The sequence below is a fragment of the Xanthomonas vasicola pv. musacearum NCPPB 4379 genome (assembly GCF_000277895.2).
GTDB lineage: Bacteria > Pseudomonadota > Gammaproteobacteria > Xanthomonadales > Xanthomonadaceae > Xanthomonas > Xanthomonas vasicola.
Genome location: NZ_CP034655.1, coordinates 4745380 through 4770347, shown reverse-complemented (window position 1 = coordinate 4770347; position 24968 = coordinate 4745380). Strand labels below are relative to the sequence as shown.

The window sequence follows — 24968 nt, the reverse complement described above, 5'->3', positions numbered from 1 at the left end:
GAGTGTCCCCATGAAGGTCGTCATTGCCCCCGATTCGTACAAGGAAAGCCTGTCTGCGCTGGAAGTGGCGACGCAGATCGAGGCGGGCTTTCGCGAGGTGTTCCCCGACTGGCACTACAGCAAGGTGCCGGTTGCCGACGGCGGCGAAGGCACGGTCGATGCCCTGGTTGCCGCCACCGGCGGGCGGGTGATCGCCTGCACCGTCAGCGGTCCGCTCGGCACCGCAGTGCAGGCGTTCTTCGGCCTGACCGGCGACGGCCGCACCGCGGTGATCGAAATGGCCGCCGCCAGCGGGTTGGCGCTGCTGCCGCCGGCCGAGCGCGCGCCGCTGCACACCAGCACCGCAGGCGTAGGTGAGTTGATCCTGGCCGCATTGGACGCCGGCGCACGCCGCTTCATCATCGGCATCGGCGGCAGCGCCACCAACGACGGCGGCGCCGGCATGGCGCAGGCCTTGGGCGTGCGGCTGCTGGATGCGCAAGGCGAGGCGATCGGCCCGGGCGGTGGCGCGCTGGCTGCGCTGGCGCGCATCGACACCGAGGGCATGGATGTGCGGCTGCAGGACTGCCAGTTCGAAGTGGCCTGCGATGTGGACAACCCGCTGATCGGTCCCACCGGCGCCTCGGCGATCTTCGGCCCGCAGAAAGGCGCCACCCCCGCTATGGTGCGCCAGCTCGATAGCAACCTGCAGCACTACGCCGACCTGCTGGAGCGCGACCTGGGCGTGCGGTTGCACGCGCTGCCAGGTGGCGGTGCGGCCGGCGGGCTGGGCGCGGCCTTGGTGGCGTATCTGGGCGCGCAGTTACGGCCCGGCGTGGAGATCGTCGCGCAGGCGCTTGGGCTGGATGCACTGGTCGCCCAGGCCGATCTGATCATCACCGGCGAAGGTCGTCTGGATAGCCAGAGCCTGCACGGCAAGACCCCGGTCGGCGTGGCGCGGGTGGCGCAACGGCACGCCAAACCGGTGATCGCCATTGCCGGCTGCCTGGGCAACGGCGCCGCGCTGCTGCACGGCCACGGCATCGATGCCATGTTCGCGGTGGTGCATCGCGCCTGCACGCTGGAACAGGCATTGGCCGACGCCGCCAGCAACGTGCGCATCGCCGCGCGCAACGTTGCGGCAACGTTGCAGGTGGGTCAGGTGTTGGCACAGCTGCCGCCGGGTGTGGATGGGTGCTGATGGCCGCGCGCCGGTGGCATCAGCGGCGAGGGCATGCGCTCGGTTCTGATGCAGCCTGTTGGACAGCGCGCGTGCCCGCTGCACGCCGAATCGCACCACGCCAACGGAGGTCAGCACCGTTCGCAGACACGCTGGGACATAGACCTGCAGCACAGCGCACGCCGAATCACACACGTGGCGAACATGTGCGCACCGAACATGCCACCGTGACCTCTCTCGATCGCGTCAACAGACCCCGGCCCATGCTCACGCTCGACCGCACCCTGGCGCAGTCCATCGTCGACCGCGCGATGACCATCATCGACGGCAACGTCAATGTGATGGACCACTCCGGCGTCATCATCGCCAGCGGCGAGCCGGCGCGTATCGGCCAGGTGCACGAAGGTGCGTTGCTGGTGCTGTCGAGGCAGGGCCGGGTGGAGATCGACGCCGCCCTGGCGCAGCAGCTGGATGCGGTGCGCCCCGGCGTCAACCTGCCGCTGATCGCCGATGGCCGCATCGTCGGCTGCGTCGGGCTGACCGGCGACCCGCAGCGCATTGGGCAACAGGCCGAGCTGGTGCGCATGGCCGCCGAAGCGATGCTGGAACAGGCCGGACTGCTGCGCCTGCTGGCCCGCGACGCGCGCCTGCGCGAAGAAGTCACGCTGGGCCTGATCCGTCCCGATGGCCCGACCCCGGCGCTGGCCGGCTGGGCCGAGCGGGTCGGCATCGCGCTGGACCTGCCGCGCGTGGCCGCGGTGATCGAAGTGGAAAGCGACAGCCTGGACCTGGACGCCATGCTGGTGGAACTGCAGCGCCTGCACACCCTGCTGTCCACGCCCGAGCGCGGCAACCTGATCGCCGCCACCGCGCTCAACGAGCTGGTGGTGCTCAAGCCGGCACTGGACCGCCGTGGTCACTGGGACGTGGAGGAGCAACGCCGCCGCGCACACAGTCTGCTCGAGCGCATGCGCGCCAGCAGCCGGCTGCGGATCCGGCTGGCCTTGGGCCAGTATTTTCCGCAGTCCAACGGGCTGGCGTTGTCGCACCAGATTGCGCGCACCACCATGCGCATCGGCAAGGCGCGCACCCCGCAGGCCGACGCATTTTTCTACGACGATTACCGCCTGCCGGTGCTGGTGGACGACCTGCGTCAGGCCTGGCAGGCCGAGGAATTGCGCAAGCCGCTGCAGGCACTGCTGGCGCAGGAACGTCGCGGCCAGTTGTTGAAGACCTTGTCGGTCTGGTTTGCCGCCGGCATGCGCATGGCCCCCACTGCCAAGGTGCTGGGCATCCATCGCAACACCCTGGATTACCGCATGCAGCGCATCCAGGAACTGTGCGCGGTGGACCTGAGCAACACCGACGACTGCATGCGCCTGTACCTGGCGCTGCAGATGCGCGACGACAGCCCCGCAACCGTGGCGAACACGGACACGACCACCACCGACTGAGTGACGCGACACCCGCAGCACGCGCGCAATGCGGCGCTGTGCAGTAGCGCACGCAACGCCGCCTTGGCTGGGGTGCGCAGTCCGCTAAACTGCGCAGATTGCCCGGCCACGAGCGCTCCGTTGAACCAGTGCGATACCGTCGTGTCATCTGCGTCCAGCGAGGCCCAGCGCCTGGCACGTCTGGCGTTATTGCAGGTGGTCGACACCGCCGCCGAGCCGTTCTTCGACGCGCTGGCCGCTGCCGCGCAGGCGATCGCCGGTACCCCCATCGCACTGGTCTCGCTGGTGGACGAACGGCGGCAGTGGTGGAAGGCCAACATCGGCCTGCCGGGGGTTTCGGAAACCCCACGCGAGCTGGCGTTCTGCGCCTACACCATCCAGGGCGATGCGGTGATGGAAGTGCGCGACGCGCCGGCCGACCCACGCTTCCACGACAACGCCCTGGTCACCGATGCGCCCGGTATCCGCTATTACGCCGGCGCCCCCATCGTGCTGCCGGATGGCTTACGCATGGGCACCGTGTGCGTGATCGACCAGCGCGCGCGCGCGCTGGAGCCGGCGCAATTGCAGGCCTTGCAGCAACTGGCCAAGGTGGCCGCCGAAGGCCTGGAGCAACGCCGCGTGATGCTCGAGCGTGAGGCGGCCAACGCCCAGCTGCAGCAACGCCTGCGCGAGAGCGAAGCGTTTCTCGAGCGCACCGGCCGCGTGGCTGGGGTGGGTGGCTGGGAAGTGGATGTGACCAGCGGCACGCTGACCTGGTCCGACCAGACCTGCCGCCTGCACGACCTACCACCTGGTTATCGGCCCAGCCTGACCGAGGCGATCGGCTTCTACCCGCTGGAAGCGCGCGCGATCATCACCGAAGCGTTTGAAGCCTGCGTGCGCGACGGCACGCCCTGGGATCTGGAGCTGCCGCTGATCAGCGCCACCGGGCGGCGGCTCTGGGTGCACAGCACCGGCTCGGTGGAACATGTGGATGGGCGCAAGCGGCTGATCGGCGCGATCCAGGACGTCACCGACCGGCACCGGGCGGTAGATGCGCTGGCCGCCAGCGAGCGCAAGTTCCGCAAGATGTTCCAGTACAGCCTGGGCCTGATCTGCACCCACGACATGCACGGCCGGCTGGTCAGCATCAACCCGGCCGCGGCGCGCTCGCTGGGCCGTAGCGTCGAGCAGATGGAGGGCCGCTCGCTGGTGGAATTCGTGCGCCCCGAGCGCCACGCCGCCTTGCGGGGGTACCTCTCGCGGATGGTGCTCGATGGCCAGGATTCGGGCGTGATCGAACTGGTGGCCGGCGACGGCAGCCTGCGCCATTGGCAGTACCACAACGTGCTGGACGTGGAATCCGACGCCACGGTGGTGCTGGCACATGCCCAGGACATCACCAACCAGTACCGGCAGGAAAAGCAGCTGCTGGAATGGTCGTTCACCGACCCGCTCACCAACTGCTACAACCGCCGCTTCCTGGACGAATTGGACAAGCGCGACCCCAGCGTGCGCTGGGGCTGCATCGTGGTGGATCTGGACAAGTTCAAACTGGTCAACGACACCCATGGCCACCAGCGTGGCGACGAGGTGTTGGTGCAGATGGCCTGGTTCCTCAACCAGCCGCTGCGCACCCAGGACCGCCTGGTGCGCCTGGGCGGCGACGAATTCCTGGTGTTGCTGCACCAGGCCACCCAGGCACAGCTGGACATCTTGACGCGTGATTACATGGGCGCCATCGACGACGCGCCGATCCGCTTCACCCTCGGCACCGCCTTGCGCCAGGAAGGCGAAGCGCTGGCGGCGGTGGTTGATCGCGCCGACCACTCGCTGTACTCGCTGCGCCGTGCCCGCCGCGGTACCGGCATGAGCGACCAGCGCTGACCATTCGGGCGGGCACCGCGCCCGCAAAGCTGCACCGAACCCGTGTGACCGGCGCGGAGAACGTGCCGATGAATACCCGATCGCCTATCATGTAACCGTTTACAACTATATGGATTGGAATGGATACCTTTGATCGCACCCAGCTCAGCCCCAAGTGGCAGTTCCGCTTCGCTTTCTTTGATCGTCACGGCGGCCCCAAGGATCCCGCCCACAAGGAAGCGCTCAAAACGCTGCCCTTCGGCGAAAAGCTCAAGGTGGGCATGAACTTCTACGCGCTGTTCTTCGGCTTCATCTACTTTTTCATCCTCGGCTTGTGGCGCAAGGCGTTGGGCCTGATCGGCATCGGCCTGGTGGTCGGCGTCATTGCCTCGTTCCTGCCCGCAGCGATCGGCAACGCGCTGAGCATTCCACTGGCCCTGCTGGCCGGCATGAGCGCCAACTACGCCTACTACCTGGACAAGGTGAAGGGCAGCACCAGCTTCAATCCGTTCGAAGGCATGCGCTGGTAAGTCAGGGGCACCCAGGCGCGGACCCTCCCACCGACGCCTTGCCGCCAAGCCCGGTCCGATGGCCGGGCTTTTTTGTGGGCGCGGCGTGGGCATCCGCTCCTTAAGCGGCTTCGCTTCGACATCGTTGATGCATCCCGCTGGGTTCGCGTCGTGGGAGACGTGCTCGGAAGCGTCTCGCTTTTTGACAGATGCAGGGGAGGCTTCGCTTATAGCGGGTGTCTCATGAAGATCGAGAATTCACCACCGCGGAGTGATCACGCCTCGGGCGATGTCGTGCACGAACCTGTACCGACAAATGTGCCGCAGGCGCCGAAGACGGCTGACACCGCAGGTCCCCTGAGCGGTCTGAAGCGGCGGGCGAGAAGAGCGTTTCCCGGCACGCGTTGTCCGGGCTCGACCAAGGCGGCCGCTGTTGGGGGCACTGGGAGCGCCACCGCACTGACGACCCAAACGGCAAACCAGGCCTTGGCGGCTATCGATATGGCCCTGTCCATGCCGGGCGAAAAAGTGACCGTGGATCTTCAGCACCGCCGTCCTGACCAGACGTGTGTGCCAGAACAACGGAGTAGTTCCGATGTGCAGCTGAGCCTGCGCTGCGCCGAGGAGAAAGGCGCACGCACGACGTTGAAGTTCCAGATCGAAAGCAGTCGCTTTCACACGCCAGGATTTCAAACAATCGCCACGCACGGGCCTCACTCATTGCTGAGAGCGGCGACACTCGCTGCGCTTGCGCCCGGTATGCAGGGACTGGACCACATGATCACCACGCTAGCGCCGCCGCAAGGTGCCAGATCTGGAAGCCTTGGTGGCTGACCGGGAACGTTTCAGTGCGCATTACGCAGAGTTGTTTGAAGTGCTGAACCAGCAAACGCCTGCATCGGCGCGCGCCTGATGCGGCCAGGATTGGGGAGCTGGGGCGGCGTACCGCCGGATTTGAGGATGTCCATCCGTCGCGCCCGGTTTGCCAGCAGATTGCTGCAGTTCCTTGAAGTCTGCCAAGCACGCGCATCATCTTCTTTGCGCGACGCGCACGATACGGCCGCCCAGGGCACGTGCGCCCGGATTCAGTGCACAATCATCGCAGGCGTCTCTCCAGCCGCTGAGGCGCAAGAGAGCCGTCTTAGAGCTCGCCTGTGAGGACAGCCGCAGCTCCGTGCGGTGCACATATGTGCGCCATTTCAGCTGAGTCCTGTCGCCCCATGTGAGATGCCGTGCATGTTCCCTGACGTTGTATCTGATCGTTCTCTTTTGCCCGCATCATCAACGCCGCTGTGGCGCCGCGCCGCGATCGGTCTCTGCCTGCTTGGCGTGGCCATGTCCGGCCCGCTGGCCGCGCAGGACCCGGCGCAGGTCAACACCTTCATCGGCAGCAAGGACGACGGCAATACCTACCCGGGCGCATCGGCGCCGTTCGGCCTGATCCAGGTCAGCCCGATCGGCGCGCACTACGCCGGCTGGCGTTACGACGACCCCAGCATTCGTGGCTTCGGGCATTCGTTCCTGTCCGGCGCCGGTTGCTGGGAGCAGGGCGGGCAGGTGTCGGTGCTGCCGGTTACCGGGCGCATCGGCCCCGGTGGCGACTTCGACACCAAAGATGCCAAGGCATTCGACCAGAAGCGCTATGCCGCGCGCTACACCCATGACGGCGAAGTGGGCCAGGCAGGCTACTACAAGGTGCGGCTCACCGATTACGGCGGCATCGACGCCGAAGCCAGCGCGCTCACCCGCGCCGCCACCGAGCGCTACACCTTCGCGCCGGGTGCCGACACCGGCCATGTGTTGGTCAACGTGGCCCAGGCCAACGACCGCCATGTGGTGATCGGCAGCCAGGTGCAGATCTTTGGCGACCGCGTGGTCGAGGGCAAACTCACCACGCAGAGCTTCTGCGGCGGCCACGAATACACCACCTGTTTCCGGCTGGAATTCGACCGCCCCTTTACCGCGCATGGCGTGTGGGGCGAAGAGGGCGGCGTGCCCGGCGCGCGCCACAGCATGGGCGGCGAACTTAAGCCCAACGGCGCCTGGCTCAGCTTCCCGCTGGGCAATAACAAGAACGCGCGTGCGGTGACCGTGGTCAGCGCCATCTCGCATGTGGATGCCGAAGGCGCCCGCAGCAACCTGCGTACCGATGGCATGCAGGGCGGCAAACTGCTGAGCCTGGAGCAGATGCGCAAGCGCGCGCAGCACCTCTGGCGCAACGAATTGGCCAGCATGCAACTGGAAGGCGCCAGCAACGACGACCGCAGCGTGGCCTACACCGCGCTGTATCACGCCTTGCTGCAGCCGCTCACCGGCAGCGATGCCGATGGTCGCTATCGCGGCTACGACGATACGATCCATCGTGCTGATGGCTGGACCTACTACGCGTATTTTTCGCTGTGGGACACCTACCGCACGCAAAACCAGTTGCTGGCCTTGCTGCAACCGGCGCGCGCACGCGATATCGGCCGCTCGTTGCTGGCGATCCATCAGCAGGGTGGCTGGTTGCCGCGCTGGGGTTACGCCAACTTCGACACCAACATCATGACCGGCGACCCGGTCACCCCGTTCCTGGTGGATCTGTGGCGCTTCGGCGCGCTGCAGGGCAATGAGGCGGAGGCGTATGCAGCGCTGCGCCAGAATGCGTTCGGCCAGCCGCCGATCAATTCGCGCCACGCCGGGCGCTCGGGCAATGCCAGTTATCTGGCCAACGGCTTCGTGCATTACGACCGCGCCTTTCCCTCCAAGGGCATGGACGTGGACCCGCACCACGGCGGCTCGGCCACGCTGGAATACGCTTTGGCCGATTGCGCGCTCGCACAGATGGCGCAGGCGCTAGGCCATAGCGACGACAGCGCGCAGCTGCGCAAACGCGGCGGCAACTGGCACCGCGTCTGGGACGCGGATGTGCGCGATGCCGAGACCGGTTTTGCCGGCTTCCCGCGCCCGCGCCTGGAAGACGGCAGCTGGTATGCGCCGTCCGACGACCACTACAGCCCACGCTCGGCGCATGGCTTCCACGAAGGCACGGCCTGGCAGTACCAGTGGCTGGTGCAGCAGGACATCCCCGGCATGCTGCAGGCCATGCATGGCCGCGAGCAGGCCGGGAAGCGGCTGGACGCCTTTTTCGCCTATGACGATCTGCTGAAAGATCCGCTCACTGCGGCACGTACGCACTGGGTGGTCGGCCCGTACAGCTATTACAACCAGTATCGCTACAACCCCAACAACGAACCGGATCTGCATGCACCGTGGATGTACACGCTGATCGGGCAACCGTGGAAGACCGCCACCGTGCTGCGCGCCGCGCAACAGCTGTTTACCAACGCACCCAACGGCGTGACTGGCAACGATGACCTTGGCACCATGTCGGCCTGGTACCTGTTTAGTGGGTTGGGCTTGTATCCGGCGGTGCCGGGCAGCGGCGAATTCCTGTTGCATGCGCCGCGTTTCAAGCGGGTCACGCTGAAGTTGGGCAACGGCAAGCGCCTGCGCATCGACGCCCCCGGCGCCGATGGCCGCGCGCTGCAATACGTGGACAGCGTGCGGTGGAACGGCAAGCCGCAGCCGCAGGTATTCCTGGAGTGGGCGCAACTGCAACAGGGCGGCACGTTGGCGTTTGCGCTCACCAAGCAGGCGCCCACGCAAGGCTGGGGTACGCAAGCGGATGCATTGCCGACATCGTTTTGTGCCACGCCGCAGGCGCAGTACACCGCGGCGGATTAGCCCTCTCCCTGCGGGGCAAGAAGGGGCAACAGCGCTTGGCGCTATAAGAGCGGCAATGTTAAAGCCCCTCTCCCATCGGGGCGAAAAGGCACAGCTTGCGCGCCACTGGCGCGCGTGCCTTGGAGCGCCCGCGCCGCAAGCGCGGGCTGGGGCGCGGAGCGGGGCGTGGGGTGAGGGTACGGGGCAAAGCCCTCGTGTTATCCCACTGCACGAAGTTACGCCCGCACCCTCATCCGGCGCTACGCGCCACCTTCTCCCCCATGAAGGGGACAATGCCCCGACGGGAGAAGGGAAAGCAGTGCATGCAGTTTCAGATCTCTTGGCAGAGCTGAAAGCCTTTCTCCGCCGGGCGAGAAGTCACAGCCTGCAAGCCACTGGCGCGTGCCTTGGAGCGCCTGCGCCGTGTGGGGCTTCGGGGTCGGGATGCGGAGCGAAGCCCCGGTGTTCTTTCGAGAGCACGTGGCTTCGCACGTACCCTCATCCGCCCCTGCGGGCACCTTCTCCCGACGGGAGAAGGATGTCGCGCTCTCAGCCAGCCGCATTCAATCGGCTATTCCGTCGCCCATACGCCAAGTACACCACCACGCCCAGCGCATTCCACAGCAGGAACCAGACCTGCGTCTTGCTCGGCAAACTCCAGAACAGGTACAGGCAGCCCAGGATCGCGACCGGCCCCACTACCCATGCCAGCGGCGTGCGGAAGGCACGTGCGCGGCCGGGCTCGCGCACGCGCAGCACCAGCAGGCAGGCAGCCACTGCGGTGAATGCCGCCAGTGTGCCGGCATTGGCTAATGCGGCGATCTCGTCGAGCCGTGCCACGCCCGCCAGTGCCGCCACCAGCACCGCGGTGAATAGCGTGATCGCCACCGGCGTGCCGGTGCGTGCATTGACCTTGGACAAGCTGCGCGGCAACAAGCCATCGCGCGACATCACAAAGAAGATGCGGCTCTGCCCGTACAAAAATGCCAGCAGCACGGTCGGCAACGCAATGATCGCCACCGTTCCGATCACCAACGCCGCCTTGCCGTGGCCGAGTTCGCGCAGGATCAGCGCCAACGGTTCCGGGCTTTTGCCGAACACGGTGAAGCTCATCGCACCCACCGCCGCCAGCGCCACCAGCACGTAGATCAGCGTGCAGCCGATCATCGAGCCGACGATGCCGATCGACAGATCGCGCCCCGGGTTCTTGGTTTCTTCGGCCGCAGTGGAAATCGCATCGAAGCCATAGAACGCGAAGAAGATGATCGCCGCCGCGGCCATCACGCCGCGCTCCACGCCGTCCGGGCCCATCGCCTTGGAGAAGCCATACGGCATGAACGGCTGCAGGTTGGCGCTGTTGAAGGTTGGCAACGCAATGGCCACGAACACACCCAGCGCGATGATCTTCAGCACCACCAGCACCGCATTGAGCGTGGCGCTTTCCTTGGTGCCGGCCATCAGCATGCCGGCCACCAGGAAGGTGATCACCACCGCCGGCAGGTTCACGATGCCGCCGGCATGTGGCCCGGCGATCAGTTCGTGCGGCAAGCTCACCCCCAAACACTGCAGGAAGCCGACGAAGTAACCCGACCAGCCCACCGCCACCGTGCTCACCACCAGCGAATATTCCAGCACCAGGCTCCAGCCCACCACCCAGGCGATGCTTTCGCCCAACGCGGTGTAGCTGTAGGTGTAAGCGCTGCCGGCGGCCGGCATCATCGTGGCCATTTCCGCATACGCCAGCGCCGCGCAGGCGCAGACGATGCCGGCCGCTACGAACGACAGCAGCACTGCAGGGCCGGCCTTGTCGGCGCCCACGCCAATCAACGTATAGATACCGGTGCCGACAATGGCCCCGATGCCGAGTGCGATCAGATGCGGCCAACTCAGGCTGCGGACCAGTTGCCGGCCGGCCTCGTGCACGGTGACCTGATCGATGGATTTGCGCCTGAGCCAAGACGACATGCGGACCTCGCAGGAATCAAAAGAATGCGCGAGTGTCGCCCAACGCAGCGCAGCAAAGCTATTCGGTCCAAGCGCATGCGACTGCCGCTGTCGGGCAGGGCACACACGTCCATGGCGTTACCCTCACGCCGCGCGCCCTGCAACTCAATCACCGAGTACACCCGCCGACGCCATGTCACTGCTTTTGCAAGTCACACATCGCCAATCCCGAATCTGCACTCATTCAACCGACGGGCGATGCGGCGGGCGCGCGTTGCGATAGATCAGCTGCACCGCCCATGCACCGGCAAGCCCGACCACGCCGGCAGCAAAGTGGCTCCAGTCGAGCACCCGCGGCGCTGCGCCATTGGCCTCATGGCCCCACAGGTTGAACCACAGCAGCACCAGCGCTGTGATGCCCATGCCGATCCAGAACCATCGCCGGGTTCCGCCGATCGCATAGATCAAAAACGGCAACGCCGTACCGATCAAAAAATGCACCGGAAAGAAATACACCGAGCCGTAGGGCCGCATCAGGTACCAGACGATCGCCGCGAAGGTGCCCAGAAAAGCAAACAGGCCCAAGGCCAGCAGGCGGGTTCGGTTGGTGGCAGTAGTCATCGGCAAGCCTCACAAAAGCAGAACCTCACCCTACCCATGCGCAAGTCACGCTGAGGTCAATGCAGTGCGAGCGTGCTGCATGCAGTTGCTGCGTTGTCTGGTTCGCGTCGCACTGGCTCGCTTTGCACTGGTGCTGTGCGCAGCCTTACGGCGCGGTACAACCGTGGCGCTGAATTCCGGCGCGTAGTTGCAGGTGTGCGTAGTACGCCGTCACCGCAGGCAACGTCGTATGTGCGATCGGGCTGGCCATCCAGCGTTGCGTCCAGGCGCAGCACGATATCGGCCAAGGTGAAGTCTGCTCCGAAAACGAATGGACCGCCGCGTTGCAGTTGTGCGTCGAGAATCGCCATGTGCTGGTTCCACTGCGCCACGCTTGCGGCAATCGCCTGCGGATCTGTATGCGCCGCGCTGCCATGGTGGCCATGAATGCGTAGCGCCAGGCGGTGTTGAGCTCGGTGGCCTGCCAATCCATCCATTGCTCGACCATTGCACGCGCGGCGGGCGCGGCTGGCAGCAGATCGTGGCGTTGGCTGCGTGCAGCCAGCTACCGGCAAATCGCGTTCAATTCCCACAGCACCAGCGCGCCATCGCGGATCACCGGCACCAGCGCATTGGGATTGAGCGCGCGAAATTCCGGCGTCTGCACCGATGCAAAGCCGCTGCCGTACGCATGCAGCGTGTAGTCCAGCGCCAGCTCATCGCACAACCACAGCACCTTACGCACGTTGATCGAAGTTGGCTTTCCGTAGATCTCCAGCACGTGTTCTTCCTTGCTACGCGTGATGGGAAGCAATTGGCGATGGTGGCACGTACTGCATGCAACGCCAGACGCGTGATGCGGCTAGCGCAGCCGTGCGTGTTGATGCCCGCTGCGGTGAGCAGCCGAGCGCGCATTGCATTCTCACCGCTGCAATCGTGCGCCGCTACAGTTCGATCTTGCCCGCGTACGCATCGCGCACGGTCTGGCTGATGTAGGTGCTCAAACCTCGCCCGGCCGTGGCAAGCCGCTGCATGGTCGCCACCACCTCGGCACCCGCGCTGTCGGCGGTATACACATAGGTCTCGCCGTTGCGAAAGCGCACCGCGATGGCGTCATCGGCCAGCGCGTACGCCACCACGCCAGAGTGGCCGTCGTGGTTGCCATAGCGCTGCATGCGACCGGAACTGGATGATGTCATGCCGGCAGGCTAGATCCGCCGCAGTGATGGGCGCTTCAACGAACGCGGCAATGGCCCGCGCAGCAACGACAGAGCAATCCATGGGCAGCGACGCATGCGGGCTGCATATTGTTGGCGTAGCGGTGCAGCCACACGGAATGCATTGCAACGCAGGGAACAAGAGAACCGCCGGTCGGTGCGACGTGAGCACGGCACACCGCGTAACGCTCAGTGGGTATGGCATGTTGATGACATGCATCTGCTCAACACATCGACCAAGCAACGCGGCCGACCAAAGAGGTCGTGCCGCCTAAGCAGTGCTTCTCGTCAACCGCATCACTCCACACCAACCCCTAGCCCGCACCGGCTATAACGCCGTCAGCCCTGGCTGCGTTGCGCAAAGCAGCACATGCAGTTGCCGGATCGCCGGTGAAAGAAGTCGTGCCATCTGACCACTGCTTCTCATCAACGACATCACTCCACACCGGCCTGCACCGGATACAACGCCGTCAGCGCCTGGCAGCGTTGCGCAAACAACGCATGCAGTTGCCGGATCGCCGGCGAAAACTGCTTGCGGTGCGGGCACACCAGATGCAGCGGCAGGCGGTCGCCACACTCGGGAAACAGCACCTGAAGCCGTCCGGCCTGCACGTCGCCGCACACATCCAGCCACGATTTGTAGGCAATGCCTTCGCCCGCCACCGCCCAGCGCCGCACCACATCGGCGTCGTCGCACAGCATTGCGCCGCGCACCGGCACCACGTGGCGGCGGCCCTCCAGTTCGAACTGCCAGCGGTCGTAGGCACGCCCGGCCAGCACGTACAGCAGGCAGGCGTGCTCGCGCAGCGCATCCAACGTGGCGGGCCGCCCATGGCGCTGCAGGTACGCGGGCGCGGCCACCAGCACGCGGCGGTTGTCCGGTGCCAGCGGCAACGCCACATGCTCGGCATCGTCGATGCGGCCGAGCCGGAACGCCACATCCACCGGCGCGCGATACAAGTCGGCCACCTGATCGGACAGGTGCAGGCGCAAGGTCAGCTTCGGGTGCGCGGCGCGGAATTCGGTCAGCCACGGCAGCAGCACGTTGCGGCCCAGGTCCGACGGCGCCGTCACCTGCAGCAAGCCCTGCAGCGCACTGTCGTGGTCACGCACATGCTCGCGCCCGTCGCGCAGCAACTCCAGTACCTGGCGCGCGTACGGCAGGTACTGCTCGCCCTCGGCGGTCAGCCGCAGGCTGCGTGTGGAACGGGCGAACAGGCGCAGATCCAGCGCGCGCTCCAGCCGCGCCACCGCCGCGCTGGCCTGACCAGGCAACAGGTCCGCCTCGCGCGCGGCACTGGAAAAACTGCCCAGCGCTGCGGTCCGCACGAACAGCGCCAGGTCGTCGAAGCGGACCATCTTCACTCCAATCGTGAAAGTGCTTGCACAGTTTGCCGGTTTTTCTGTGAATTCAGGTGGCCGACCATGCAGCTCCCTCCCGCACGACGCCCCGCCATGAAAGCCATTGCCTATCCGCAACACGGCCTGCCCATCGACGACCCGCGCGCACTGGTCGAACTCGAGCTGCCCCTGCCCACCCCCGGCCCGCGCGATTTGCGCGTGCGCATCCACGCCGTCTCGGTCAATCCGGTCGACACCAAGGTGCGCAACAACGCCGCGGTGGACGCCCCGCGCGTGCTCGGCTGGGACGCCAGCGGTGTGGTCGATGCGGTCGGTACGCAGGTCAGCCTGTTCCGCCCCGGCGATGCGGTGTACTACGCCGGCGCGCTGACCCGCCCGGGCACCAATGCCGAATACCACCTGGTCGACGAGCGCCTGGTCGGGCGCAAGCCGTCCACGCTTGATGACGCCGCGGCCGCCGCGTTGCCGCTGACTGCCATCACCGCCTGGGAACTGTTGTTCGACCGGCTCGGCATTGCCGAAGGCGGCGGCGAAGGCCAGGCGCTGCTGGTCGTGGGTGCGGCCGGTGGTGTCGGCTCGATCCTGGTGCAGCTGGCGCGCACGCTGACCAAGCTGACCGTGATCGGTACCGCCTCGCGCCCGGAAACCCAGGATTGGGTGCACGCACTCGGCGCGCATCACGTGATCGACCACAGCCAGCCGTTGAGCGAAGGCCTACAGCGCATCGGCATCGCGCAGGTGCAGCACGTCGCCAGCCTTACGCACACCGACCAGCACTTCGCCCAGCTGGTCGAGGTACTTGCCCCGCAGGGCCAGCTGGCCTTGATCGACGACCCGGCCACGCTGGACGCTGTGCCGCTCAAGCGCAAGAGCCTGTCGCTGCACTGGGAGCTGATGTTCACCCGCTCGCTATTCGAAACCGACGACATGATCGCGCAGCACCATCTGCTCAATCGCGTCGCCGAGCTGGTGGATACCGGCGTGCTGCGCACCACGCTAGGCGAGCACTACGGCCGCATCAGCGCCGACAACCTGCGCCGCGCCCACGCCGCGCTGCAATCGCACCGCACCCGCGGCAAGCTGGTACTGGAAGGCTTCTGAGCGCAGGCGCCTCGCGCACGACAGCGGCCTGGCATGGCCGCTGTCGTGCTGCCACACCCTAAGCGCTGCCGCGCCATCGCTGCTGGTCAAGATCCGCGACGCAGCTGTTGCGACAGGCACCGCTACACTGCGCGCATGTCATCCGAATCCCTGATCCTTCTCGGACTACTTATCGTAGTCCTCGTGTTGCAGCTGCTCGCGCTGCTGCGACGTCCGTCCACCACTGCGCTGGAGCATGCGCTGCGCGCCGAACAACGCGACGGCCGCGGCGAACTGCGCGAGCAACTCGAAGGCCTGGCGCGGCAGCAGGATGCCCGCCTGGAAACCTTCGCGCGCAACCTCACCGAGCTGTCCACGCGCACCGACCAACGCCTGGACCTGCTGCGCGACGCGCTCGGCGAAGACGCCCGCAAGGCGCGCGAAGAAAGCGGCCTTGCGCAGCAACGCACCGGCGAACTGCTGACCCTGCGGCTCACCGAACTGCGCACCCAGCTGGAAGGCTTCGGCCAGCAACAGGAAACCCGCATCCACGTGTTCGGCCAGCAACTGACCGAACTGATTGCGCGCACCGACACCCACATGGCCGCGCTGCGCGAAGCGCTGGCCGAAGACTCCCGCAAGGGCCGCCAGGAAGCCGGCGAATCGCAACAGCGTTTCACCGAAGCGCTTGGCCAGCGCTTGACCGAACTCACCCAGCGCAACGAACTGCGCATTGGCGAAATGCGCGCCACGCTCGAGCAGCAGCTGGCCAGCCTGCAAAACGACAACGCCAGCAAGCTCGAACTGATGCGCGCCACCGTCGATGAAAAATTGCAGACCACGCTCAACACGCGTCTGGATGCCTCGTTCAAGCTGGTCTCCGAACGGCTGGAACAGGTGCAGCGCGGCCTGGGCGAAATGCAGCAGTTGGCCACCGGCGTGGGCGACCTCAAACGCGTGCTCACCAACGTCAAGGACCGCGGCGGCTGGGGCGAAGTGCAGCTGGACAACATCCTCGAGCAGACACTGACGATGGAGCAGTATGCGCGCGGCGTGCGGGTGAAGCCCGACAGCGCGGAAGCGGTGGATTTCGCGATCCGCCTGCCCGGGCGCGGCGACGACACCGTGGTGTGGCTGCCGGTCGATGCCAAGTTCCCCCGCGAAGACTACGAACGCCTGATCGACGCGCAGGAAAAGGGCGACCTCGACGCGATCAAGCATTCGACTGTACAGCTGGAACGCGCCATCCGCATCCAGGCCAAATCGATCAGCGACAAGTATGTCTGCCCGCCGCACACCACCGACTTCGCGGTGATGTTTCTGCCCACCGAAGGCCTGTATGCCGAAGTGATCCGCCGCGCCGGTCTGGTCGATCTGCTGCAGCGCGAGCACCGCGTGGTGCTGGCCGGCCCCACCACCTTTACCGCCTTGCTCAACAGCCTGCAGATGGGCTTCCGCACGCTGGCGATCGAGAAACGCTCCAGCGAGGTCTGGCAGGTGCTGGGTGCGGTGAAGAGCGAGTTCGGCAAGTTTGCCGGCATTCTCGAAAAGGCCGAGCGGCAGATCAGCACCGTGGGCAAGAGCCTGGGCGAAGCCAGTCGCAAGACCCGCACCATCGAACGCCGCCTGCGCGGGGTGGAAACCCTGGCCGGCGAGCAATCGCAGGCGCTGCTGGACGATGGCAGCGACGACACTGGAACCAGCAGCGAAGACGACGGCAGCGACGAGCAGGCGTGATCCGGCTGCAGACGGTGATGCATGACGCCCGCAGGCGATAGCACAACGTAGGAGCGCATCTGGGCGCGATGAAGCGTTATCGGTAAAAGCTGGTCGCCCGGGTGCGCTCCTGACGAATGCAGGCCTCCGGCATGTTCTCTTGCGCCGATAGCCAGCACATCACGCAGACATCGCCATCGCGATGCTTGCACCCACCTGGTTCAAAACGAGATTCTCCACATGGCGAGCCGATGGATCCACGCAGTGCTCTGCGCGCTGCTGCTGACCGCATGCAGCAATACTCCGGCAACCAGGCCGGCCGCCGCGGCGAACGCCGCGCAAACAAGCGCCGACGCTGCTGCATGCTCCGCAAAAGCTGGCCAAATGCGCCCGGTTGGCCGCATGCAGATTCCGCGCTGCATCGTGCCGTATGCCGATGCCGGCAAGACCTGTAGCGACAATGCAGACTGCAGTGGCGACTGCCTGGCCACCAGCATCGTGCCCACCGGCGCCGCGACCACCGGCACCTGCCAGCGCGACAGCGATCGCTTCGGTTGCCGCCAGCAGGTGGTCGGCGGCAAGGGCCAGGCAGCTGTGTGTATCGACTGATGTCTGTGTGCGGCGAGCGATTCGACCCGGCGTTTCGAACACTCGGTACGCGAGTACCAGCGTCAACTGGTGCGGAGCGACATCGGCATCGCAGATCATGGCGATGTCGATTCGCCGCCCTGTCGCACTGCGTCGATGTCTTCGGCCGTGTGACGCAACCCGCCGGCATCCAGACGCGAAAGGTCGAGCAGGCCGTCGAGTACTGCTTCGATGCGCGGCGACGCATCCACGCGTTCGTGAAGCTGCGGGGTAACAGGCCAATACGTGCACACACATCGCCGCCATCACGGCGACCGCGCTGGACGCCGATATCAGTATCGCACTCGTCTGCGCGGGCTTATGCTCGGCGTTCTCTACGGATAACAGGATGCACGCATGAGCCAGACGCTGTACAACATTCCCGTGACCCGCATCGAAGGCGAGCCGGCCACCTTGGCCGACTACCGCGGCAAGGTTTTGCTGGTAGTCAACGTCGCCTCCAAGTGCGGCCTGACCCCGCAGTACGAAGGGCTGGAAGCGCTGTATCGCGACAAGCGCGCACAGGGCCTGGAAGTGCTGGCATTTCCGGCCAACGACTTCAACGGCCAGGAGCCGGGTAGCGAAGCGGAGATCGCGCAGTTCTGCCAGCTCACCTACGACGTCACCTTCCCGATGTTTGCCAAGATCCCGGTCACTGGCGACCAGGCGCACCCGCTGTATCAGACACTGACCAGCACGCATCCGCACACCACCGGCGACGGCCCGATGCGCGAGAAACTGGCCGGCTACGGCATCGCACCCAACCCCGCGCCCGGCATATTGTGGAACTTCGAAAAATTCCTGATCGGCCGCGACGGCAAGATCATCGACCGCTTCGCCCCGGACATCCCCGCCGACGATGCACGCCTGCGTGCCGCAGTCGATGCGGCGTTGGTGGTTCAAATCTCGCGATTCTTTTAGGGGAACTTCATGGAAGGACAAAAAGTATCAAGTCTGTACGAACTGGAGCAATGTGCGGAGACGCTTAAAAATGATTGTAACGCAAGGTCTTCAGACGGCTATCACTACGTCTCCCCTATATTGTTTCGTGGCCAGTCACGAGCAGGATGGAAGTTGGAGACGACGTTAGAGCGATTTGGAAAACAAGATCTTTCGCTTAACGAGTATGTACGCTACTTGTCTAAGGTTAAGCCAGGAATTGAGGCTTACACAGATAGATCATTTAAGTTTGACTCGAGAAATCAAGAAGGCCCTGGCAGCACGTTTCTGTTATCCCAAGTAAGCTTTTTGGATGGGCAATATGAGTTTATGGTTTATCTAAGGCATCATGGATTTCCTACTCCTCTACTGGACTGGAGCCGATCGCTCTACGTTGCCTTGTTTTTTGCGTGCAGTGGGCAAGATCACCAGGATGATTCCGCACTGTATATGTATGTCGAAAACTTAGGGTTCGGAAAAGGCGGCATGGTTGGTTCTCCCGAGATCGCCACCCTGGGTCAGTACGTAACCGCGCACAAAAGACATTTTATTCAGCAGTCGGAGTACACGGCATGCATTGGAAAGTTTGATAATGATTGGTGTTTTTCGCAGCATGAATCTGCAATGGGAGGAGTGGCGGGCAGGCAAGATAGGTTAGAGAAGTTTGTTATACCTGCAGAACTTAGGCGAAATATTTTGCGTCAACTTGATGCAATGAACATAAACTCTTTTTCTCTGTTTGGTACGGAAGAATCCCTCATGCAAATGCTGGCTTTCCGAGAAATAAGCGATTGAGATTTAGTGCAACAAAAAAGCCCGGGATCACTCCCGGGCTTTTTGCGTGCATCACTCACCAAAAACCCAACCGGTCAACGCACCCAGTTCGGGATCGGCATCGCATTACCCGGCACGGTGTTGTCCTTGTCCTCGCGCAGGTAATCCGGCAGCTCGTTGTTCTTTTCGTTGTGGCTGCGCAGATCGCGGGTGATCTGGTAATTGCGGCGCTGCATCCACGCATCGCGGGTCAGCGCGTATTCGTCCGGCGCCTGGTCGCGCAGCGAATCCAGCGACATCAGCTGCGCGCGCGTGTCCACCAGCTGCAGGCCCTGCAGCGCGAAGCGCGTACCGCCGTCGTCCACATGGCGAATCCACGACAGCGGAATATCGCCAGCCAGCCCGAAGGTGTCGCGCACGGTGCGCGGCCCGAACAGCGGCAGCTCGAAGTAGCGCGAGTTGCGCCAGCCCCACGCGCCCAGCGTCTGGCCGAAGTCTTCGCTACGCCGCGGGATGCCGGCCGCCGAAGCCGGGTCGAACAGACCGGCCACACCCAGCGTGGTGTTCATCACGAAGCGGCCCAGCGACTGCGCTGCATAGACCGGGTGGCCCTGCAGCAGCTGGTTGACCATGGTCAGCGGCGTGCCCAGGTTGTCGAAGAAGTTGGTCACACCAAGACGGGCCGGGCTCGGCACCACCTTGGTATAGGCCGTCGCCAACGGACGCGCCACGCCACGGTCCACCGCCATGTTGAAGCGGTGCATGCCGCGGTTGTAGCGCTCCCACGGGTCGTAGGCCGGCCCCGCGCCTGGTTGCGCCGGTGCGCCATTGGCACCTGCTTGCGGGGTGGTCGAGCCATACAACGCGTCGAAATCGCTTTCGGCATCGGTCGGCGTGCCTGCAGCGGCGGTGTCGGTGCCCGCAGTGGCCTGCGGATCGGCAGGAGCAGCCGCGCTGGCCGGCATTGCGTCCGGGGCGGCCATACCGGCGGTGGCCGGTTGCGCGGTTACCCCAGCGTCGTCGCGTACGGGTGCATCGGCAGCAGGCGCGATGGCAGTGCCGTCCGACGGCGGTGCGGATTTGGGTGCCTGGCTGGCGCACGCACCAAGCAGCAGGCAGGCCAACACTGGAAGAGAACGGAACTGGGTCATGGGGTGGCGCTCAGGCCTGAAAATCGAGAGTGGGGGACAACCGGTAGGCAGCGCGCAATTCGTCCAGACCGGACGCCTCGCCCACTACCGCGCCGCTGCCGGTTTGGCGTAACCGGGCAGCTAGTTCGGCCAGCATTGCAACGCCGGCACTGTCCAGACGTTGTACACCCGCCAGGTCCAGCGCGCGCGCGCTATCCAGTTGCGCAATCGCCTGCGGCCAGGCCGCAGTGACTGCCGCACGGTCGAGCACGCCGGTGATGACCAGCGTGTCGCCCGTACGTTGCACGGTATTACTTGCCATTGGCCGGTGCCGCACCGACCTGCAGGTTGCCGCTACGCAGCTCGGCGGCGACCTTGGCGATGCCCTTCTCGCGCAGCGGGCCGTCGAACTGGGTCTTGAAGGTCTGCACGTAGGAGATACCTTCGATCATCACGTCGAAGATCTTCCACTGGCCACCGACGTTACGCATCATGTAATCGACCGGGGTCGGGTCGTTGCCGGCGCGCAGCAGGTCGGTGGAGACCTTGACGCCGCGGTTGCCCGGCAGCGCACTCTCGGACTTGGCGCGGAAGGTCGGCTTGCCTTCGAAGTTGAGCAACGCGGTGCCGTAACGCTGCATCAGGTTGTCGGCCAGCGCATCGGCAAACAGCTTGACGTCCGCATCGGAGGCGCCGCGGCCGTTGACGCCCAGCACCAGACGGGCCGAATAGTCGCGGTCGAAGGCCTTGTTCAATTCGCCATTGATGAACTGACGCAGCGCCGCCGGGTTGCTGCGGAACTCGGCGCGGCGTTGGTCCAGCGTGCTCAGGATGCGGGTGCTGCTGTCGATGACGGTCTTGGTCGCCGCGCCCTGCGTCGGCGCGCTGGCAGCCGCCGGCTGGGCCAGCACGGTGGCCGGTGCGCACACCAGCAGGGTCGAGGCCAGGACAGCGGAAAGCAAGGTGGTTTTCATTGGTGTGGTTCCGTAGAGGGAGGAGCGGTCTGGGCAGGCGCGGGCGCCTGGCCATTGGCGGCGGCCGGGGCATTGGCACTGCTGCCACTCCCGCCACCACTGAACATGTATTTGCCGACCAGCTGCAGCAGATCCACTGCCGGCTGGGTAAAGCCGATTTCGTCGCCCGGTTTGAGGGTGTCCGGGTCGCCGCCCGGCTGCAGCCCGATATAACTCTCACCGAGCAAGCCGCTGGTGAAGATGCCGGCCGAGGTATCGGCGGGCAGATCCTTGTATTTGGTGTCCAGCGACAGGGTCACGATCGAATCGAATTTGGTCGGGTCCAGGCTGATGTCGGAGACCTTGCCGATGGTTACGCCGCCGATCTTCACCGGCGCCTGCGCGCGCAGCTGGCCGATCTGGCTGAAGCGGGCGGTCAGCGTGTACTGGCTGGAGCCAAAGCCCCAACGCTGGTTGGTCGACGCCACCGCCAGCACCAGCAGCGAGGCCAGGGTCAGCAGCAAAAAGGCGCCGACGGCGAATTCGAGTCGTGGTCCACGCATGGCCATAATTATTCCACTCACCTAAACAACATTGCAGAAAGGACGAAGTTGAACATCAGCACCAGCAACGAGGCATTCACCACCGCGCGGGTGGTAGCGATCGAGGTGCCTTCGATGGTCGGTTCGGCATGGAAGCCCACATAGGCGGCGACCAGTGCGGCGGTGCCGCCGAAGATCGCCGACTTGAGCATCGCCACGCCGAAGTCGTCCCAGAAGTCCACGCTGTTGCTCAGCCCGGACCAGAACGTGCCGTTGTCGATGCCCAGCACGTACACGGCTTCGAAGTAGCCACCGGTGATCGCCAGCGAGCAGAACACACCGGTCAGCAGTGGCACCGTCAGCACCGCCGCCCAGAAGCGCGGCGCCACCGCCTTGGCGACCGGATCGATGGCCATCAGCTCCAGCGCCTTGATCTGATCGGTGGCACGCATCAAGCCGAGCTCGGCGGCGATCGAACTGCCGGCGCGGCCGATGAACAACAACGCGGTCAGCACCGGCGCCAGTTCGCGGTACAACGACAAGCCCAACAGCGTGGACAACGCATCCGACGCGCCGTAGGTGGTGAGCGTGCGGTAACCCTGCAAGGTGAGCACCAGGCCGACGAAGGCGCCGCCCACGGCGATGATCGGCAACGAGCGCGCACCGACCTTGTAGATCTCGCGCACCAGCTCGGCAATGAAATCGCGCGTGGGCAGCGAGCCGCGCAGCACCGTGAGCGAGAACAGCCCGGCGCGGCCAAAGGCGCGAACGGAATCGGCGAAGGCCATCAGGCAGCACTCCGGTCGCGGCGCGGGGCGGCATCGAAGGCGATCGGGCCATCCGGCTGGCCATGCAGGAATTGCTGCACCAGCGGGTCAGTGCTGTCTTGCAGCTGCGTGGGCGTGCCGGCGAACACGATGCCGCCATTGGCAATCACCACCGCCTGGTCGCAGATCGGCAGCGTCTCGTGCACATGGTGGCTGACGATGATGCTGGTCAGGCCCAGGCTGTCGTTGAGGCGCTGGATCAGGCTCATGATCACGCCCGAGGCGATCGGGTCCAGCCCGGTCAGCGGCTCGTCGTAGATCATCAGCGGCGGGTCCAGTGCCAGCGCACGCGCCAGTGCAACACGCCGCGCCATGCCGCCGGACAACTCGCGCGGCCACGCATCGGCTGCGGCCAGCAGGCCCACTGCATGCAGCTTCATCTGGACCAGGCGCTGCAGCACAGGTGCCGGCAACCGCGTGTGGGTGCGCAACGGCAGCGCGACGTTGTCGGCCACGCTGAGGTCGGTGAGCAGGCCATTGCCTTGCAGCAGCACACCGACGTTGCGGCGCATCTCCAGCAGCGCGCGGCTGCCGCTGGGAATTGCATTGCCGAACAGGGTGACCGTGCCGGCCACCGGGCGCAGTTCGCCGGTCAGCGCCGCAAGCATCGTGGACTTGCCACTCCCGGATGGACCGAGCACGGCCGTAATGCTGCCGTGTGGCACATCCAGCGAGACATCGCGCAGGATCGTGCGCCCGCCGCGATCGATGCGGACACCGGACAACTGCACGACAGGGGAAGCGGAAGCCGTCATCGGTGCCTTTAACAAAATTCCAACGCGATAGAGTAGCCCGCGCACCGCTGAATATAACCAGACTGGCGCGTGCAGTATTGTCGCATTCACTGAGCGGTGGTGCGCGCGTTTCGCGTCGCTTACGCGTAACAGCGTGTCCTGCAACGCAAGCAATGGCATGCGCACCATCGGACGCAGGAAACGTACGCAGCAGTAGGGGAGAGTTGTGGTGCCGTGCTGCAGTACGCGCCACGTTGCCACGCTTGAGTGTGTCGCGTTCGTCATCGCTTGTCTGTCGTGGTCGTACACCGATCTGTCGAATGCATCGCGTTGTCGGCAACGGCGTCTTGTCGGATCGGCGACAAAACGTGACGATCCACACTACTTCGTCGCTGCAGGAATCTTCCATGGAGTTGCTGACGCTTGAACACTTCGCCGGTAGCGTCAACGAGACCTTTGCCGCCGCATTGAATGAAGGCGAGGTGCCATTCGTGCTGGTGGAAGCGCGGCCCTTGCCACATGCACGCACCGCGCAGCGCGCGCCGTTCTCGCTGTTGTTCCGTAATGGCTCGGCTTTTTTGTTCCCGCAGCAGACCTATCAAATGCGACACACGCGGCTGGGCGAGATCGGCATCTTCCTGGTGCCGGTGGCACGCGAGCGCGATGGGTTTTTATATCAGGCCGTGTTCAATTGAGCGGCCAGTTGAGCGGGGCCAACTGAGCACGCTCAGCTGAGCAGGTGAGCGTGCGGATGCCAGTGCATCTGCAGATGCATCTGGGCGCTGTCGCCTGCAACGAATCCATGGCGCGCATACAGGCGTTGCGCAGCGGGATTGGCGTGCAGCACATGCAACGACAAGGCACATCCCGCATCGCGGGCGCATGCCTGCGCCTGCGCAATCAATTGCGAGCCGATGCCTTGGCAACGCCAGTCCGGCAGCAGGCTGATATCCACCAGTGTGTGCTGCACGGCGGCGCGGTGCAGGTAGAGCCGACCGATAGGCAGCTCCTGTGCCTGCACGATGAGAAAGTCCGCATCGGCAAAATGCTGCCGATAATGCGCACGCTGCAGCGCGAACTGCTGCTGTGTAAACGCACGCTTGGCGACGTCCGGCCAGGGCACGCGCGCGAGTTCGTCGCGACGCGTGCTGGCGTACAGATCCTGCAACCAGGGTAAATCGGCATCCTGCTCAGGCCGCAGTGCAATGGCGTGCGCATCCGGTGAGGCGACCTGGCCTGCACCGAATGCTGCGATCAGTGCCTCGCTGGAAAGCAGGCGCGCCATGTCATCAACGTCATCAACTGAAGGTAGGGTAGTCGCCCGACAGCGCGATGCAGAAGTTCACCGCCAGATACGGCTGCCGGTTCTCGTGCGCCTGGCCCATGCCGGTGGGCATCACCATGGTCGGAAAGAACTGCTTGTCAGGCGCGGCCGCCAGGAACGAGCGTTCGTTGGTGACATTCAGCGACGACAGGCCGGCACCGCTGACCGGCGTGCCGGTCTTCTTGGTTGCGTCCGCCTGCGAGAACGCATTGACGCCGTGCTGGTGCATTGGAATCTCGGTGCTCTTCAGGCTTACCGAGGCCGAGCCGAAGTTGCTGCCCAGCGTATGCGGGGTCAGCCCCGGGCCCGGGCCCTGCTGGCAGCCAGCGCGCGCGCTGAAGTTGGGCAACTGGAACGTGCTGCTGCCGTTGCCCCCGTAAGCGATGCCCAGCAGCGAATACAGCGCGCTGTTTTGCGTGATCGGCAGGGTGGCGCCATTGCACAACGCCCAGCCATACGGGTTGTAGTCGAAGCCGAACAACTGGATTTCGCCGAGATAGGGTTCGGTCATGAGCGGATTCCTC

The 24968-nt window shown here is 65.0% G+C and carries 25 protein-coding genes and 1 pseudogene; 12 read left to right on the top strand and 14 right to left on the bottom strand.

Annotation, left to right across the window (positions count from 1 at the left end):
* The first annotated feature begins 10 nt into the window (after positions 1–10).
* The 6 genes from KWO_RS21985 (at position 11) to KWO_RS21960 (ending at position 8696) form a co-directional block, all read left to right on the top strand.
* Complete coding sequence (locus KWO_RS21985; RefSeq protein WP_010376419.1) at positions 11–1180, top strand: glycerate kinase; 1170 nt, start codon at positions 11–13, stop codon at positions 1178–1180.
* Between the two features lie 242 nt (positions 1181–1422).
* Complete coding sequence (locus tag KWO_RS21980; RefSeq protein ID WP_010364873.1) at positions 1423–2613, top strand: sugar diacid recognition domain-containing protein; 1191 nt, start codon at positions 1423–1425, stop codon at positions 2611–2613.
* A 120-nt stretch (positions 2614–2733) separates the two neighbouring features.
* Positions 2734–4482: a sensor domain-containing diguanylate cyclase gene (locus KWO_RS21975; protein WP_010376421.1), complete on the top strand. Its 1749-nt coding sequence runs from the start codon at positions 2734–2736 to the stop codon at positions 4480–4482.
* 119 nt (positions 4483–4601) lie between these two features.
* A complete protein-coding gene (locus KWO_RS21970; RefSeq protein ID WP_010376423.1) occupies positions 4602–4991 on the top strand; it encodes a DUF2628 domain-containing protein in 390 nt (129 codons plus the stop codon).
* Positions 4992–5213: 222 nt separating this feature from the next.
* The gene (locus KWO_RS21965; RefSeq protein ID WP_010376425.1) at positions 5214–5804 is read left to right on the top strand and encodes a hypothetical protein; all 591 of its coding nucleotides are present in this window, start codon (positions 5214–5216) and stop codon (positions 5802–5804) included.
* Between the two features lie 402 nt (positions 5805–6206).
* Positions 6207–8696, top strand: a complete 2490-nt coding sequence (locus KWO_RS21960) for a GH92 family glycosyl hydrolase (RefSeq protein WP_026113334.1) — start codon at positions 6207–6209, stop codon at positions 8694–8696.
* A 528-nt stretch (positions 8697–9224) separates the two neighbouring features.
* Here KWO_RS21960 and KWO_RS21950 read toward each other — a convergent pair.
* The 5 genes and pseudogenes from KWO_RS21950 to KWO_RS21925 all read right to left on the bottom strand — a co-directional run bounded on the left by KWO_RS21950 (position 9225) and on the right by KWO_RS21925 (position 13795).
* On the bottom strand, positions 9225–10640 hold the full coding sequence (locus KWO_RS21950) for an amino acid permease (RefSeq protein WP_010376429.1): 1416 nt from the start codon (positions 10638–10640) through the stop codon (positions 9225–9227).
* Positions 10641–10859: 219 nt separating this feature from the next.
* Entirely contained in the window at positions 10860–11240 is a 381-nt protein-coding gene (locus tag KWO_RS21945; protein WP_010376430.1) for a hypothetical protein, read from the bottom strand.
* A 145-nt stretch (positions 11241–11385) separates the two neighbouring features.
* Positions 11386–12000, bottom strand: a pseudogene (locus KWO_RS21940) (glutathione S-transferase family protein).
* Positions 12001–12163: 163 nt separating this feature from the next.
* On the bottom strand, positions 12164–12394 hold the full coding sequence (locus tag KWO_RS21930; RefSeq protein WP_010376436.1) for a hypothetical protein: 231 nt from the start codon (positions 12392–12394) through the stop codon (positions 12164–12166).
* Between the two features lie 477 nt (positions 12395–12871).
* Positions 12872–13795 (bottom strand): LysR family transcriptional regulator, encoded by a 924-nt coding sequence (locus KWO_RS21925; protein ID WP_017113520.1) that lies wholly within the window; start codon positions 13793–13795, stop codon positions 12872–12874.
* Between the two features lie 96 nt (positions 13796–13891).
* On the opposite strand from KWO_RS21925, the gene KWO_RS21920 reads away from it, so the two are divergent.
* The 3 genes from KWO_RS21920 (at position 13892) to KWO_RS21910 (ending at position 17203) form a co-directional block, all read left to right on the top strand.
* Positions 13892–14899, top strand: a complete 1008-nt coding sequence (locus KWO_RS21920; protein ID WP_010376443.1) for a zinc-binding alcohol dehydrogenase family protein — start codon at positions 13892–13894, stop codon at positions 14897–14899.
* Positions 14900–15082: 183 nt separating this feature from the next.
* Entirely contained in the window at positions 15083–16615 is a 1533-nt protein-coding gene (locus tag KWO_RS21915) for a DNA recombination protein RmuC (protein WP_026113127.1), read from the top strand.
* A gap of 219 nt (positions 16616–16834) precedes the next feature.
* A complete protein-coding gene (locus tag KWO_RS21910) occupies positions 16835–17203 on the top strand; it encodes a hypothetical protein (protein WP_010376447.1) in 369 nt (122 codons plus the stop codon).
* A gap of 95 nt (positions 17204–17298) precedes the next feature.
* On the opposite strand, the gene KWO_RS23320 is transcribed toward KWO_RS21910, so the two are convergent.
* A complete protein-coding gene (locus KWO_RS23320) occupies positions 17299–17433 on the bottom strand; it encodes a hypothetical protein (RefSeq protein ID WP_010376450.1) in 135 nt (44 codons plus the stop codon).
* A 145-nt stretch (positions 17434–17578) separates the two neighbouring features.
* Here KWO_RS23320 and KWO_RS21905 point away from each other — a divergent pair, with 145 nt between their 5' ends.
* Both KWO_RS21905 and KWO_RS21900 read left to right on the top strand, forming a co-directional pair.
* A complete protein-coding gene (locus KWO_RS21905) occupies positions 17579–18142 on the top strand; it encodes a glutathione peroxidase (RefSeq protein WP_010376452.1) in 564 nt (187 codons plus the stop codon).
* Positions 18143–18151: 9 nt separating this feature from the next.
* Positions 18152–18955 carry an FRG domain-containing protein gene (locus KWO_RS21900; RefSeq protein WP_100243350.1) on the top strand — a complete coding sequence of 268 codons (804 nt, stop codon included), beginning with the start codon at positions 18152–18154 and terminating at the stop codon, positions 18953–18955.
* Between the two features lie 74 nt (positions 18956–19029).
* Here KWO_RS21900 and KWO_RS21895 read toward each other — a convergent pair whose 3' ends face one another.
* The 6 genes from KWO_RS21895 to KWO_RS21870 are packed head-to-tail and all read right to left on the bottom strand — an operon-like array spanning position 19030 to position 23141.
* Positions 19030–20085: an MlaA family lipoprotein gene (locus tag KWO_RS21895; protein ID WP_010376456.1), complete on the bottom strand. Its 1056-nt coding sequence runs from the start codon at positions 20083–20085 to the stop codon at positions 19030–19032.
* Positions 20086–20095: 10 nt separating this feature from the next.
* Positions 20096–20386, bottom strand: coding sequence for an STAS domain-containing protein (locus KWO_RS21890; RefSeq protein WP_010364907.1), 291 nt, complete (start codon positions 20384–20386; stop codon positions 20096–20098).
* The gene (locus KWO_RS21885; RefSeq protein WP_010364909.1) at positions 20376–21038 is read right to left on the bottom strand and encodes an MlaC/ttg2D family ABC transporter substrate-binding protein; all 663 of its coding nucleotides are present in this window, start codon (positions 21036–21038) and stop codon (positions 20376–20378) included. The genes KWO_RS21890 and KWO_RS21885 overlap by 11 nt, the downstream gene beginning before the upstream one ends.
* Positions 21035–21586 carry an outer membrane lipid asymmetry maintenance protein MlaD gene (gene mlaD / locus KWO_RS21880; protein WP_010364912.1) on the bottom strand — a complete coding sequence of 184 codons (552 nt, stop codon included), beginning with the start codon at positions 21584–21586 and terminating at the stop codon, positions 21035–21037. The genes KWO_RS21885 and mlaD overlap by 4 nt, the downstream gene beginning before the upstream one ends.
* An 11-nt stretch (positions 21587–21597) precedes the next feature.
* Positions 21598–22347, bottom strand: coding sequence for an MlaE family lipid ABC transporter permease subunit (locus KWO_RS21875; RefSeq protein ID WP_010376467.1), 750 nt, complete (start codon positions 22345–22347; stop codon positions 21598–21600).
* Positions 22347–23141: an ABC transporter ATP-binding protein gene (locus KWO_RS21870; RefSeq protein WP_010364916.1), complete on the bottom strand. Its 795-nt coding sequence runs from the start codon at positions 23139–23141 to the stop codon at positions 22347–22349. The genes KWO_RS21875 and KWO_RS21870 overlap by 1 nt, the downstream gene beginning before the upstream one ends.
* Before the next feature lie 386 nt (positions 23142–23527).
* Between KWO_RS21870 and KWO_RS21865 the strand changes: the two genes are divergently transcribed.
* Positions 23528–23815, top strand: coding sequence for a DUF6916 family protein (locus KWO_RS21865; protein ID WP_010364918.1), 288 nt, complete (start codon positions 23528–23530; stop codon positions 23813–23815).
* 32 nt (positions 23816–23847) lie between these two features.
* On the opposite strand, the gene KWO_RS21860 is transcribed toward KWO_RS21865, so the two are convergent.
* A complete protein-coding gene (locus tag KWO_RS21860; RefSeq protein ID WP_010376469.1) occupies positions 23848–24405 on the bottom strand; it encodes a GNAT family N-acetyltransferase in 558 nt (185 codons plus the stop codon).
* A gap of 13 nt (positions 24406–24418) precedes the next feature.
* The gene (locus tag KWO_RS21855; RefSeq protein WP_010364922.1) at positions 24419–24955 is read right to left on the bottom strand and encodes a phage tail protein; all 537 of its coding nucleotides are present in this window, start codon (positions 24953–24955) and stop codon (positions 24419–24421) included.
* Positions 24956–24968: the final 13 nt, after the last annotated feature.